Source organism: Phycisphaerales bacterium (assembly GCA_035627955.1).
Taxonomy (GTDB): Bacteria; Planctomycetota; Phycisphaerae; order Phycisphaerales; family UBA1924; genus JAEYTB01.
In genome coordinates this window covers 226,685-240,398 of sequence record DASPKU010000013.1, presented here as the reverse complement: position 1 = coordinate 240,398, position 13,714 = coordinate 226,685, and the positions used below count along the sequence as shown (strand labels likewise).

The following is a 13,714-nucleotide window of genomic DNA, read 5'->3' as shown; positions in this document are numbered from 1 at the left end:
TGTTTGAGGGGGCGGTGCCCTGCGGTAGACTGGGCGACGCAGGACGCGGGGGCGAACCCCCCGGGGGGACCCGATGGGCGAGACGGCCGCACACACCGCAGGACTGGAACCAACGCTGATCGCGCCGCCCTCGAGCGGTCCCGGGCCGATCCCACCGCAGATCGGGCCGTACCGGGTCCTTGGCGAGATCGGGCGCGGCGGCATGGGCGCGGTGCTGCGGGCCGTCCGCGACGACGACCAGCTCAAGAAGCACGTTGCCCTCAAGCTCATCAAGAAGGGACTCGACACCGAGGACCTGCTGACGCGGTTCCGTGTCGAGAAGCAGGTGCTCAGCTCGCTCAACCACCCCAACATCGCGCGGGTGCTGGACGCGGGGCAGACCGACGATGGCCGCCCGTACTTCGTGATGGAGTACATCGAGGGTCAGCCCATCACCGACTACTGCGACACCCAGCAGCTGACGACGCAGGAGCGGCTGGAGCTGTTCAAAAAGGTGTGCGCGGCGGTGCACGCCGCGCACCAGAACCTGATCGTGCACCGCGACATCAAACCCAGCAACATCCTGGTGAACGCACAGGGCGAGCCCAAGCTGCTGGACTTTGGCATCGCCAAGCTGCTCAACGCGGACCTGATGGGGCAGGCCATGGCGACGCTCCCCGGGGAGCGGCTGATGACTCCCGAGTACGCCAGCCCCGAGCAGGTGCAGGGGCTGCCGATCACGACCGCGAGCGATGTGTACTCGCTGGGCGTGCTGCTGTACGAGATGCTCACCGGGCGGCAGCCGTACCAGCTCATGAGCCGCCTGCACGACGAGCTGGTGCGGGTGGTGTGCGAGGTGGAACCGGAGCGGCCCTCCACGGCCGTGACGCGCCCGGCGGAGGTCATCACGCGCGACGGCACGACTCGCACGTACTCCGCGGATGAGATCGCGAAGCGGCGGGCGGCGCCCGCGTCGCGCCTGAAGCGAACGCTGTCGGGGGACCTGGACAACGTGGTGCTGATGGCGATGCGCAAGAGCCCGCGCCGGCGGTACGCGTCGGCCCAGGCCTTCGCCGAAGACCTGGCCAACCACCTCGAGGGGCGGCCGGTGAAGGCCCGCCCCGAGACGCTGGGGTACCTCTTCGCCAAGTTCGTGCAGCGGAACAGGGTGGGGGTGGCGGCCGCGGCGGTGGTGGCGCTGGCACTGAGCGCGGGCGGGCTGTCCGCGGCGTGGTACTGGGGCCAGGCGCGTGAGCAGGAGACGCAGCGGATCGCGGCGGAGCAGGAGGCGGCGCGCCGGCTGGTGCAGCTGCGCGAGTTCGCAGCCACCTTCGTGCCCGAGCTGAGCAGGAGCGTCCGGCGGCTGGAGGGCGCCACCACAGCGCAGCTGGTCCTGATGAGCTCGGCGGTGCAGGTGCTGGACAAACTGGCGGGCGAGGAGCTCGGAGGAAGCGATCCGGAGCTTCAGGCCCGGCTGGCCGAGGGCTATCGGCTGCTAGGGAACGTGCGCGGCGGCGCGAGGTCAGGAAATCAACAGGATCTACTGGAGGCCGCGGCGTGCTACGCGAAGGCGCTGGCGGCGTGGAAGGTTGTGGGCGAGCCCGGGACCTACAGCAAGGACCAGCTGCTGGAGTGGTGCACGCTGCGGCTGGACATGGCGGTGCTGGAGATGCAGCGCGGGCAGAACATCCCGGCGCTGGCGCACGTGGACGCGGCGCTCGCAGTGACGGACACCCTCGAGGCGGAGCCAAAGAGCTACGAGGGGCTGCGGGTGCGTCCGTGGGGGCTGCTAACCCGGTCTGACATCCTGCACCGGATGGGGGCGCTGACATCCGATGAGCAGGGCGCAGCTCGGTACATGCAGCAGTCGACGGAGGCGCTGGAGCTCTCCGCGCAGCGGCGGCGGGAGCTCTTGAGCGAGTTCGATGGCAAGGCAGACGCGCGGCGGGACTGCGCGGTAGCGGAGCTGCGGCGGGCGGAACGCATGCTGGAGGCCGGCAACCTTGCCCGCGCGAACGAGCTCGCGGCGGAAGCGCTGGAGCACCGCGAGTGGCTGGCGGCGAGCGACAAGGCGGACGTCTCCTTTCAACGCGATCTGGCGGTGACGCAGGACTTCATGGGTGACGTGAAGTCCGAGCAGCAGGTGTTCGACGAGGCGGTGAGTTGGTATGCAAAGGCCGCCGGAATTCTCGCGCCGCTGGCGGCGAACGATCCGGAGGATGCTCGCCTGTGGTTCACGTATTGGAGCGTGCTGGGGAAGCTGGGATACCTGGAACTGCTGACCGGGCAGCTGCCGCAGGCGCAGGCGACGATCAAGCGGCATGAGCAGGCCGCGGCGCACTGGAGCCGGTTCGAGCGTGTGACGAAGTCGCAGCGGCGCGCGCTGGCGCTGCAGTACAGGGACCTGGGCATGGCGGCAGCGGGGCGAGATGACGTGGCCGCGCGGCGGTGCCTGGGCGCGTCGCTGGACCTGATCAAGACGCATGGGCTGAAGGGTGAAGGGCTGGAAGAGGAGCCCTTGAGGTCGCTGCTGGCCAAACTCCCGGCGGCACCGGACACCTGACGCGTCCCCGCTGCCGCGTGAGGCCGCGTTTAGACGCGCACCACCACAGCAGGTTTTGGGCATGGAATGCGGGACATCGGGCTTGTACGTCGCATATCTCTCGGGACCGTTCAAACGTCCGAGGGGTGATGTGATGAGTAACTGTCTTTTCAGTCTGGGGGTTCTGGCGCTCGCATCCACACACACGATCGCGACTGAGCCCCCCCATTACCGCGTCGAACCCCTGGGCTCGCTGCCCGGCACGTACGCGACGCAGGTCGTGCGTATCAACGACGCCGAGACCATCATCGGCCAGGCCCGCGGCCCGCAGCTCGAGGTCCGATCGTGGGTGTGGACGCGCGAGAGTGGGATGGTGGAGTTGCTGCCCCCGCCGGGTTACACCGACATCCGCGTCGAGGGGCTGAGCGAGAACGGGATCATCTGCGGGTCCATCCGCCCGACTTTCACGAGCCCGCCGCACGCGTTCCGCTACCAGGGCGGCGAGTTCGTGATCGTGACGCCGCCGCCGAGTTCAGGGGGCATCGAGGCGTACAGCGTCAACAACAGCGGGGAGATGGTGGGCTTCCTCATCGTGCAGAGCGCGGGGCAGCTGGGCGGAGAGTTCTACTACTCGGACGCCACGGGCGTGCTCGACATCGCACCGGGCGAGGGCTCGGCGTGGGACATCAACAACGCGGGCTTCGTCGTGGGCATGACGGGGTCGCTGCAGGGCTACCGGTGGTCGCTTGCGACGGGGCTGGAACTGCTGCCGTGGCCCGCGGGGTGGGATGGGTCGGAGGGCCTGCGCATCAACCAGCAGGGGCACGTGGCTGGGCGCGTGATCGACGAGCGCCCGGGACGCGACCCGTGCGACTCGGCCCTGTGGCGGGGCGGTGCGCCCGAGATTATCTCGGGCAGCGGGTTTCACCAGAGCAGGCCGCTGGGGATCAACGACCGCGACGAGGTCATCGGCGCCGACGGCACCGAATCGACGCCGCTGTACACCCCGCATCTGTGGCTGCCGGGCAAGGGGCGGTTTGACTTCACGCTCGTGCAGACCACGCCGCCGCTCACGCAGATCATGATCGCGCACGACATCAACAACCGCGGCCAGATCATCGGGCGGGCCTACTCGCCGGAGATCGGCGACGCCGCCGTGCTGTACACGCCCATCGGCTGGGGCTGCGGGTCGTCGGACTTCAACGGCGACGGCGACTCGGGCACCGATCAGGACATCGAGGCGTTCTTTGCGTGCATCGGCGGGACGTGCTGCGCCACGTGCTTCCCGGGCGGGGCCGACTTCAACGGCGACGGCGACGCCGGAACCGACCAGGACATCGAGGCGTTCTTCCGCGTGCTGGGTGGGAACGCCTGCTGAAAGAGCTGAGATTTCGCTGACCCGGTGAGGCGCGCCGCGTCGCAGCGGCGCATGAGGTGGTTGCCGGGGGTGGTAGCGTGTGAATGGAAAGGAACCCGTGATGCGCCCTGTGACGCTGTCCACTGCCGCCGGCATGGCGTTTGGTTTGGTCCTTGCTTCATCAGTGTCCGCCCAGCAGGCCGCGTTCTATCCGCTCGAAAACTGGTACACCCAGGCCTTCGCCGTGAGCAACGACGGCACCACGGCCGCGGGGCGAATCGTCTCGACCAACCCCGACGCCTGGGACGCGGCGTGCCGCTGGCAGCTCCCCACGCCCACAGCCCAGGAGCTGGGGCACCTCCCGGGCACGGACGATTCCGTCGCGTTCGGCGTGAGCGGCGACGGGAGCACGATCGTCGGCGCCTCGGGCATGGACTTCTTCGACTATGGCTACGCGTTCCGCTACCGCAACGGCGTGATGCAGAACCTGGGGCGCCTGCCCGGCGGCTCGGAGTACTGCATGGCCAACGCAGTCTCGGGGGATGGCAACACCATCGTGGGTGAGGGCGACAACCCCGTGTGGTACTCGGTCGCGTGGCGCAAGGTGGGCGACGGCCCGCTCACGGTCATTGGCAACTTCCCGGGCGGCTACGAGACCTGGGCGATGGGCGTGAGCAACGACGGCAGCGTGATCGTCGGCTCGGGCTACGACGGCAACGACTACCTGCGGGCGTGGAAGTGGACCGCGGCCTCGGGGATCCAGCCCCTGCCCCTGGCGATGGGCGCGGAGGAAGCGCAGGCGTTCGGGGTGTCCGACGACGGACAGGTCGTTTTCGGCGCCGCCTTCGGCACCGACTTCTTCTCTGAGCAGGCGGTGATGTGGACGCTGGAAGCGGGCATGGAGATCCTGCCGGCGCCGGCTGGGTACGACGGGTCGGTCGCGTACGGGTCAAACGCGAGCGGCACGATCATCGTCGGCAACATGTGGCACGACATCTTCGTGCCCGAGGCGATGATCTACGACGTAAACACCGGCATGCGTCGGCTGCAGGACGTGCTGGTGGCGCGCGGCGCGACCATCCCCGCCGACTGGTTCCTCACGCACGCGTGGGACATCAGCGCCGACGGGCGCGTGGTCGTCGGCCAGGCGATCAACGAGCTCGGCGAGACCCAGGGCTACATCGCCACGCTGTTCCCCGCCCCGGGCACCAGCCCCTGCGGCACCTCGGACTTCAACGGCGACGGCGACAGCGGCACCGACCAGGACATCGAAGCGTTCTTCGCCTGCATCGGCGGCAACTGCTGCCCCACCTGCTGGGTCAATGGCGCCGACTTCAATGGCGACGGCGACACCGCGACTGATCAGGACATCGAGGCCTTTTTCCGCGTTCTCGGAGGTAATCCCTGCTGAGCCACCTCGCGCCTGACCGGGCGGATGCTGTTCGGGATTGACAGCGACAGGCAAATTCCCAGACTGGCGGGTGTGCGGGGTGGGTACGCGCGGGTCCGGTGACCGGCGCCTTTGATGTCCGCCCTTGCCAGGGTCAACAGGAGCTTGAGATGTCACGTACGGCCGCTGTCGCCGCGCTCGCCGCGGGTTGTGTTCTGACGGCCCTGGCGGGCCACGCCGCCACCATCGAGGTGATCTACAGCCGTGCCTCGGGCGGGCCGACCGCGACCGTCCCCGGCGCGGTGGACCTCTCCGGCAACCCTGCCACCGCCAGCTTCAACTCGATGCTCGAGTTCTGGCTCAGCCCCGACGGCTCGAAGTGGCTGCTCCGCGGCTCCACCAGCCAGCCCACGGCCGAGTCGGACGCTTACCTGCTGCTGGGCAGCGGCACCAGCGGCTCGGTCGTTCTCCAGGAGGGGCGGCCCTTCCCGGGGGCGGTGGGGTCCGAGGTCATCGAGTTTTTTTCCAGTACCGTCAGCTACCCCTTCAACGCACAGAACGATTGGGCGTTCGCGTTCCGCGCCCGCGGCGGCGTTGCCGCCAACCAGCAGAAAATCGTGCGGTACACCAGCGCGGGTGCCGGCGTGCTGCGCTTCCAGCAGGGCGACGCTTACTCCGGCCTGACCGACAACCCCGATGGCAACGCGGGCAACGAGACGATCGGGAACTCGCCGGGCAACCTCTCGCTCCGCAATAACGGTGCGATCCTGTGGCACGACCCCAACCCCAGCAACCTGAGCTCGACGCGCTACCCGATCGCCGCCCTCGACGGCGTGCGTTACCTCCAGAGCAACGCCGACACGGTGACGCGCCTCGACGGATCGGGGCCCGTCGGCCTGAGCCGAATCGCGTCTTTCGGCACGCTCACGGTCCTGCAGACCTCGGCCGACGGGACGCGCGTCGTCGTCCGCGGCGCCGCCGACCTGGACGGGAACAACGCCTACAACGCCGCCAGCGACCCCGACATCGTCGTTGTTGACGGAGCCATCAGGGTGCAGGCCGGCCAGCCGCTCCCGGGCGATTCGAGCCTCACGGTGCTCGCCATCAACCAGATCTTTATCGCCGGCAACAACGACTGGTACGCCCGCGGCACGACCAGCAGCGGCGCCTGGGCGGTCAAGAACGGGACGGTAATCGCCAAGACCGGGGACGCCGTGGGCTCGGACACGTGGGGCGCGCCCACCTTCTTCACCATCACCGGCAACAGCAGCGGCGACTGGCTGGTCGCCGGCAAGACCACGAACCCAGACCCCGCCGTTGATGATGTGGTTGTGGTGAACGGAAACGTCGTGGCCCGCGAGGGCGACCCCGTGTCGGTGGACACCGACGGCGATGGTTCGCCCGAGACAGTGTTCATCGGGCGGTCCAACAACACGCTCGCCGCGTTTGGCGCCAACAGCAGCGCCGGCCTCGCCCCCGACGGCACCGCGTACATCATCGCGAACCTGCGCACCGCCGCGGGCGCCGACTTGGCTCCAGCGGGCGTGCCCTACGCACTGCTACGCATTTCCCCCGGCGGCGGCTGCGCTGGCAACGCCTGCGGCAGCAGCGACTATAACGGCGACGGGGACTTCGGCACCGACCAGGACATCGAGGCGTTCTTCGCCTGCATCGGCGGCAACTGCTGCGACACCTGCTTCTGCCAGGGCTCTGACTTCAACGGCGACGGCGACTTCGGCACGGATCAGGACATCGAGGCCTTCTTCCGTGTCCTCGGCGGAAACCCCTGCTGATCGGGCAGGTTATCGAACGTTGAGCGATCTTTTGGACTTCCCCCGCCCCGGCTCTTGTGAGCCGGGGCGTTTTCGTTACTCTATGGGCGTGCCGGGCGGGGCGGGCCCGGGGATGCTCCATTGAGAGAAAAGAGAGGTTGAATCATGAAGACGTTCCTCGCGGCTACGGCCGCCACTGTCCTCGCCGCTACCTGCTACGGCCAGGGCACGATGTACCTGCTCAACAGCAACCGCAACATCTACACCGTCGACATCGCCACCGGCGCTACGACACTGGCGGGCACGGTGAGCGCGGGTGGCACCGTCGCCGGCCTCGCCTACGACTGCGCAACCGGCACGATGTACATGACCTCCACCAGCGAGGACATGCTCTACCGCCTCGACCTCACCACGTTCGTCGCCACCCCAGTGGGCAGCTACGGCGATTCCACCATTGTGATGCATGGCCTCGAGTGGGACCATGACTCGGGCCAGCTCTTCGGCGGCAGCGGCGGCAGCCTGTACACCATCGACCCCGTCAGCGGCGCCGCGACCGTGCTGGGCAACGCGGGCACCACCTCGTTCCTCAACCTCGGGTACCACTCCGGGCGCGGCCTGCTCTACGGCCTGACCTCAGCCGACGACTCGCTGTACATCGTCGACCGTGCGACCGGCGCCGGCACGCTGGTCGGTCCCCTCAACGGCCCGACCAACCCCCACGGCGTCGCGTACGTGCCTCACAACGACACGCTCTACGTCGCGTGCTCGAACACGCAAACGTTGAGCACCATCAACGTCGACACCGGCACCGCCACCGTCGTTGGCTTCCTTGGCTCCGGCAACTGGCTGGGCCTGGCCTGGGTGCCCACGACCTGCCCCACGCCCCCGGCGGTCGACGCCCGCGTGTCGCTCTCGGGCCCGGCGCAGTGCTCGGTCGGTGCGGGCGGCACCGGCACCTGGGTGGCCACCGTCGTCAACTCGGGCACCAACCCCGTGACCAACGCCACCGTCACCTTCACCATGCCCAGCGGCTCGTCGTTCGTGTCCTCGACCCCCACGGCGACGCCCTCGGGCAGCACCGTGACGGTCAACCTCGGCTCGCTCGCGCCCGCGGCTTCGGCCACCCTCTCGGTCACGGTGACGCTCCCTAGCCAGGGCGTCGCCACCGGCTCCGCCACGGTCACCATCTCCGAGACTGACGAGCGGGCCCTGAACAACACGTCCTCCCGGGGCACCCTGGTTTCCGCGCCTCAGCCGACTTCCGCGGCCGCGCGCGGGCTGGTTTCCAACGTAACCGGCGCCGCCAACCGCGAGGTCCCCGGCATCCCCGGCACCCTCTTCAGCACGACCGTGTTCGAGCGTCCGCAGCGCAGCCCCAACGGGCAGCTGTGGATCATGGCCGCGGACACCGACTTCGCGACCACGAGCGCTGACGAGGTCCTTCTCATCGGCAATGCCAACAACGAGATCACCGTGGGCGTGCGCGAGGGCGACACCGCCCCGGACTTCTCCGCCTTTGGCGCCTTCGATGACGTGCTGGGCATCACCGATGCCGGCCACTTCGTCTTCTCGACCAACACCACCGGCCCCACCACCGCCGACGAGGCCGTGGTGAAGTGGAACGGGACCGCGTTTGAGTTCTCGATGATCGAGGGCCAGGCCGTGCCCAACACGGCGTTCGTCTTCGGGTCCACGAGCTCCAACGCCACGATCCAGAACGACGGCACGGTGTCGTTCCTGTCCAACTTCACCGGCGCGACGACCACCACCGACACGGCCCTCTTCAGCCGCACGGCCGCCTCGATGCTCGCGCAGGAGGGCACGACCGTGCCCACCGGCCAGATCGCCGGCGCGAGCTTCACGGTCAAGGCGTTCGAGACGGGCGCGACCGACGGCCAGGGCTTCTTCCCCAGCGCCGACGGGCAGCACTACCTGTGGACGGGCACGGTGAACGACGCGACCACCCAGGACCGCGTGATCGTCGTCGACAACGCCGTGGTGCTCCAGGAGGCCGCGGGCGTTCCCAACACCTCCCTCGAGTCGCCCATCCTCGCCATCCACTACGCGTTCATGGAAGCCAATGGCGACTGGTTCGCATACGGCAGCAATGCTGACACCATGGACTGGGTTGTCCGCAACGGCGCGCTCCTGACCAACAAGGGCGCCCCCATCTTCCCCGGTGCGGGTGAGAACTGGCACGACGCCGTGACCGCCAACTGCTTCGTGCTCGCTTCGGGCAGCCCGAACGGCAACTACGTGGTCGGCGGCTTCACCGACTCCGCCAACACGCTCACCGACAGCGTGGTGGTGCTGAACGGCACCACGGTCGTCGCCCGTGAGAACGACCCCGTCGATCTCAACAACAACGGGGTGTTCGACGACAACGTCTACATCCGTGCCTTCGTCGCCGCGGGCGGGTTCGTCACTGATACCGACCTGTACCTGATCGTGCAGGTCCGCGACGGCGCCACCGCCGTGGGCTGCGCGACTGCGAACACCGACCTGGGCGACGTCTTCGTCCGCATCCCGCTGCCCGGCGGCGGGTGCCCGGGCGACGAGTGCGGCCCGCAGGACTACAACGGCGACGGCGACGCCGGCACCGACCAGGACATCGAGGCGTTCTTCGCATGCCTGGGTGGCAACTGCTGCGACACCTGCTTCTGCCAGGGCAGCGACTTCAACGGGGACGGCGACTTCGGCACCGACCAGGACATCGAGGCCTTCTTCCGCGTGCTCGGCGGCAACCCCTGCTGATCGCGCGGTGAACCGGTAAGTTCAGACCTCGCGAGGGGCCCGGCCAGTGCCGGGCCCCTTTTCATTCCAGCGTGGGCCGGTGTCTCCGAGCGATTGTCACAGGGTCTTCATCCGGTGCTGCCTGGTATGTCGAACACTCCGTCAATGAGTGCCATGCCCTCCTGGCGGAAGGAATCCGCCACGCGTTCCTCCGCCTGCCCCGCCAGTGACCCTTGGTGGTCCGCCTGCCGCCTCTCCGAGAGCGCCGCAAACTGGGTCACCCACGGGCTGGGGCTGGTGCTCGCATTGATCGGCGCGCCGGTGCTGGTGTGGCTGGCGCACCGCGTTGGGAACGCCGGGCACGTGGCGGCGTGCGCGGTGTATGGCGCCACGCTGATCATGCTCTACACCGCCAGCACGCGCTACCACTACCACCAGGATAAGCCCGGCGAGTACCGCCGGCTGATCACCGATCACATCTGCATCTATTACCTGATCGCGGGCACGTACACCGCCATCTGCATGACCGTGCTGCGCGCTCAGGGGGCGTGGGGCTGGGGCATGCTCGCGGCGGTGTGGACCCTGGCCGCGCTGGGCACCTGGTTCAAGCTGCGCTTCGGCCTCCGCTATGAGAAGGTGTCGCTGGCGTTCTACGTGGCCATGGGCTGGCTCGCACTGTTCAGCCTGGGGCCGCTGATGGCCTCCACCCCTGCCAGGGCACTGTGGCTCATTCTCGCCGGCGGCATCATGTACACCGGCGGAACCATCTTCTACGCCCGCGTGTGGATCGGGAAGGTCCGCTACTCGCACGCGGTGTGGCACCTCGCAGTGGTCGCCGGCAGCACGCTGCACTGGTTCGCCATCCGCGAGTGCCTGCTGGCCGTTGGCCAGTAAAGCGCCGATCGCGCAAGCGATCGAACTCCCCCACTCCTATCCGCTCTACTCACCCCGCCCGCACGAACTCCGTGCTGCACTCCGGGCACGTCAGCACCCCGTTCACCGGCTGCAACCCGCCTAGCGAGTACCCGCACCGCGCGCACTCCGTCCCCCGCGGCCGGTCCCCCACCATCAGGTCCTCCTCGCTCAGCCCCGCGTCCCGCAGGTGCAGCGGGGTGCTGCACTCGGGGCACACCACCACGCCGTGATCCGGCTGCAAGCCCAGCAGCGAGTACCCGCACCCCGCGCACGCGGCCTTCTGCACCTTCCGCGTAATCGTGTGGATCAACCACCGGTCGCGCACGACCAGCATGGTGAGGGAGCAGCCCAGGGCTAGGAACGCGATGAACGCCGTCTTGGCGATGTCCTCCACCACGTCCAGGTCAGACTTCCGCATCCCGCCGAAGAACGCCGGCGAGAAGGCCGACCACGCCGCGACACCCAGCCAGATCACCAGCGGCACCGCGATCACCAGCCCCAGGCACCCCAGCGCCATCACGCCCGACTTGCTGCCCTGGTGCTCCGCGGTAGCCCGCTCGACGAACCGCTCGCACTCCGCATCGCTGAAGCGGTCGAGCTCGGGGAACGCGCGCCACACCTTGGTGCCGGGGATCCGCATCGCCAGATCCTACCGGCCCCCTGCGGTGGCGGTTTCGCGCAGCCCGCCGAGGGTCCTCACAGAGCGAGGTCTTCCTCGCTCAGCCCCGCGTCGTCGAGGAAGAACGCCCGGTTGCACTCGGGGCAGGTGACGACGCCGCGGTCGGGCGTCAGCCCCAGCATCGGGTACCCGCAGCCGGCGCAGGCGGTGCGGCGGATGCGCCGGCTCACCGTCCGCCGCAGCCACAGGTCTCGCGCCAGCAGCAGCACCAGCAGACACGCGAGCACGATCGCGAACGCCAGCGCCGCCCGCCCCGCCGTGCTCATCACCGCGTCGTACACCCCCGGGGCGCTCCGCAGAACCCAGCGCTCAGCCAGAGACCACGCGGCCTCCATCAGCACCACCAGCACCGGCACCGCGATCGCCAGAAGCAGCACCGCGCCCGCCAGCGTCCACACCTTGCCCCACCCGTGCTCCTGCTTGGCGCGTAGCACGAACCGCTCGCACTGCTCATCGCTGAAGCGGTCGAGCTCAGGGAACGCGCGCCAGATCTTGCTGCCGGGCAGACGCATCGCGCGATGGTACCGCGACGTGGGTTACTTGGTTCCCTCGGCCGGCGGCGGGAACAGGAATGCCAGCCCGTGCTCGAGCCGCTGGCGCGAACCCGCAGCGTCATCGGCGCCCGAGACCAGCGTCAGCAGCCGGCCCGGGCCGAGGCCCGCGCCCTTGAGCGTCGTTGAGAGTGCCGTGATCGCCTCGCGACCCGCGGTGGCGCCCTGTGCATCGGTCAGCGCCACGCGCTCTGGCGGCTGGAGCTCCTCGATCACCGGCGCGGGGCCGCGCGGGTCATGGAAGAGCAGCAGGCCGAGCAGCTCGGCGTGGTAGGTCGCGCCCGCCAGCGCCGTCCACGCGTCAGGGCCCGCGCCGCCGATGCCGGTGGCCTTTGCGCCGGCCGAGGTGCGGTACGCGCCGCGCACCGCCGGCGCGACCTTCGTCACCACCCACTCCGCGTACGCCCGCCGCTGCTCGGGTTTGCTGGCGCCGCTCGCGGGCAGGGCGACGATGATCGCGGGGTCCATGGTGCCCACGCTCATGAGCTTGGAGGCCGCATCGTCGAGCGCAAGACCGTCGGGCATGAACGCCCTGTCCGCGATCAGGTACAGCGTCGGGTAGGTCTGCGAGGCCATCCCGGGGTTGTCGTAGCCCGGCGGCGTGAACACCTCGGCCTCGATGGTGCCCTCGCCCGCGGGGCCGGGCAGCTGCACCTTCGTGAGCGTGCCGCGGGGATAGGTTGTTCGCGCCGGCTCGACCGGCCGCTCCACAGGCTTGGGCTTGGGGGCCTCGACGGGCTTGGGTGCCGGCGGAGGCTCCACAGGCTTGCTCTTCTCGGCGATGTACTCGCCGATCGCGTTGGCCCCGCCGGTGTTCCCCGCGCCCGCGCCCACAGGCGGGGCGTTCATCGCCGGGCGCGAGTATTTGATCGCCAGCAGGATGACCCCCAGCAGCACCACAGGGGTGACCAGGAACAGCGTGAGGGCCATCTTCTTGTTGCGCATGCGGCGTCTCCCGAGCGGACTGTCCTCGGATCATTCGATCCGCCGACTGGAAAAACCGGCGAAGCCGAGACTGAGCCGCTCTGGGCGAAGTCTCGGATCAGAAGTCGCTCGCCTACTTCGCCTTCGCGTACAGCTCGCTCACGAAGTTCCAGTTCACCACGTTCCACCACGCGGCCAGGTAGTCCGGCCGCTTGTTCTGGTACTTCAGGTAGTACGCGTGCTCCCACACGTCCACGCCCAGGATCGGCACCCCCTCGCACCCGGCGATCGCTTTGCCCATCACCGGGCTGTCCTGGTTGGCCGTCGAGCACACCTCGAGCTTGCCCGCGTTCACCACCAGCCACGCCCAGCCCGAGCCGAACCGCGAGGCGCCCGCCGCGGCCATCTTCTCCTTCAGCGCGTCCATCGATCCGAACGTGCTCTTGATTGCCTCCGCCAGCTCGGGCGAAGGCGCCCCGCCCTTGCCCGCCGGCGCCATCATCTGCCAGAAGAGCGAGTGGTTGAGGTGCCCGCCCGCGTTGTTCCGCACCGCCGTGCGCTTGTCCTCCGGCACATCACCCAACCGGCGCACGATCTCCTCCACGGGCAGGTCGGCGAGCTTGGTTCCTTCCAGCGCCTTGTTGGCGTTGGTGACGTACGCCTGGTGGTGCTTACCGTGATGAATATTCATCGTCTGGGCGTCGATGTGGGGCTCCAGGGCCTCGGGGGCGTACGGCAAGTTGGGCAGGGTCAAGGGCATAGGGATTCTCCGGGTCCGCGAACTTGACTCGCGGGGGTTTCAGGGTGTGGAACGGGTGTTGAAAAACGCGCCCGTGCTTGGCATGAGCGTCGATATCTGGTATGTTGGCGGT

Annotated in this window: 10 protein-coding genes; 6 read left to right on the top strand and 4 right to left on the bottom strand. The window is 68.8% G+C overall.

The annotated features are described in order from the left end of the window. The first annotated feature begins 73 nt into the window (after positions 1-73). The 6 genes from VD997_12120 to VD997_12095 all read left to right on the top strand — a co-directional run bounded on the left by VD997_12120 (position 74) and on the right by VD997_12095 (position 10,667). Positions 74-2,542 carry a serine/threonine-protein kinase gene (locus tag VD997_12120; protein HYE62732.1) on the top strand — a complete coding sequence of 823 codons (2,469 nt, stop codon included), beginning with the start codon at positions 74-76 and terminating at the stop codon, positions 2,540-2,542. A gap of 133 nt (positions 2,543-2,675) precedes the next feature. Next, complete coding sequence (locus VD997_12115) at positions 2,676-3,899, top strand: hypothetical protein (GenBank protein ID HYE62731.1); 1,224 nt, start codon at positions 2,676-2,678, stop codon at positions 3,897-3,899. A 100-nt stretch (positions 3,900-3,999) separates the two neighbouring features. Further along, entirely contained in the window at positions 4,000-5,289 is a 1,290-nt protein-coding gene (locus VD997_12110) for a hypothetical protein (protein ID HYE62730.1), read from the top strand. A gap of 149 nt (positions 5,290-5,438) precedes the next feature. Continuing rightward, a complete protein-coding gene (locus tag VD997_12105) occupies positions 5,439-7,061 on the top strand; it encodes a hypothetical protein (protein HYE62729.1) in 1,623 nt (540 codons plus the stop codon). Positions 7,062-7,205: 144 nt separating this feature from the next. Beyond that, positions 7,206-9,794: a hypothetical protein gene (locus VD997_12100; GenBank protein ID HYE62728.1), complete on the top strand. Its 2,589-nt coding sequence runs from the start codon at positions 7,206-7,208 to the stop codon at positions 9,792-9,794. Between the two features lie 144 nt (positions 9,795-9,938). Next, positions 9,939-10,667 (top strand): hemolysin III family protein, encoded by a 729-nt coding sequence (locus VD997_12095; protein HYE62727.1) that lies wholly within the window; start codon positions 9,939-9,941, stop codon positions 10,665-10,667. A gap of 49 nt (positions 10,668-10,716) precedes the next feature. Here the strand turns inward: VD997_12095 and VD997_12090 are convergent, their stop codons facing one another. From VD997_12090 to VD997_12075, 4 genes are all read right to left on the bottom strand, one after another. Beyond that, positions 10,717-11,328 (bottom strand): hypothetical protein, encoded by a 612-nt coding sequence (locus tag VD997_12090; protein HYE62726.1) that lies wholly within the window; start codon positions 11,326-11,328, stop codon positions 10,717-10,719. A gap of 56 nt (positions 11,329-11,384) precedes the next feature. After that, positions 11,385-11,879: a hypothetical protein gene (locus VD997_12085; protein ID HYE62725.1), complete on the bottom strand. Its 495-nt coding sequence runs from the start codon at positions 11,877-11,879 to the stop codon at positions 11,385-11,387. A gap of 24 nt (positions 11,880-11,903) precedes the next feature. Next, positions 11,904-12,863 (bottom strand): hypothetical protein, encoded by a 960-nt coding sequence (locus VD997_12080; protein HYE62724.1) that lies wholly within the window; start codon positions 12,861-12,863, stop codon positions 11,904-11,906. A 112-nt stretch (positions 12,864-12,975) separates the two neighbouring features. Further along, positions 12,976-13,602: a superoxide dismutase gene (locus tag VD997_12075; protein HYE62723.1), complete on the bottom strand. Its 627-nt coding sequence runs from the start codon at positions 13,600-13,602 to the stop codon at positions 12,976-12,978. Between the last annotated feature and the right edge of the window lie 112 nt (positions 13,603-13,714).

Coding starts and splice junctions, on each gene's coding strand:
- VD997_12120 (HYE62732.1), top strand. CDS start 74: ATGGGCGAGACGGCCGCACACACCGCAGGACTGGAACCAACGCTGATC.
- VD997_12115 (HYE62731.1), top strand. CDS start 2,676: ATGAGTAACTGTCTTTTCAGTCTGGGGGTTCTGGCGCTCGCATCCACA.
- VD997_12110 (HYE62730.1), top strand. CDS start 4,000: ATGCGCCCTGTGACGCTGTCCACTGCCGCCGGCATGGCGTTTGGTTTG.
- VD997_12105 (HYE62729.1), top strand. CDS start 5,439: ATGTCACGTACGGCCGCTGTCGCCGCGCTCGCCGCGGGTTGTGTTCTG.
- VD997_12100 (HYE62728.1), top strand. CDS start 7,206: ATGAAGACGTTCCTCGCGGCTACGGCCGCCACTGTCCTCGCCGCTACC.
- VD997_12095 (HYE62727.1), top strand. CDS start 9,939: ATGAGTGCCATGCCCTCCTGGCGGAAGGAATCCGCCACGCGTTCCTCC.
- VD997_12090 (HYE62726.1), bottom strand. CDS start 11,328: ATGCGGATCCCCGGCACCAAGGTGTGGCGCGCGTTCCCCGAGCTCGAC.
- VD997_12085 (HYE62725.1), bottom strand. CDS start 11,879: ATGCGTCTGCCCGGCAGCAAGATCTGGCGCGCGTTCCCTGAGCTCGAC.
- VD997_12080 (HYE62724.1), bottom strand. CDS start 12,863: ATGCGCAACAAGAAGATGGCCCTCACGCTGTTCCTGGTCACCCCTGTG.
- VD997_12075 (HYE62723.1), bottom strand. CDS start 13,602: ATGCCCTTGACCCTGCCCAACTTGCCGTACGCCCCCGAGGCCCTGGAG.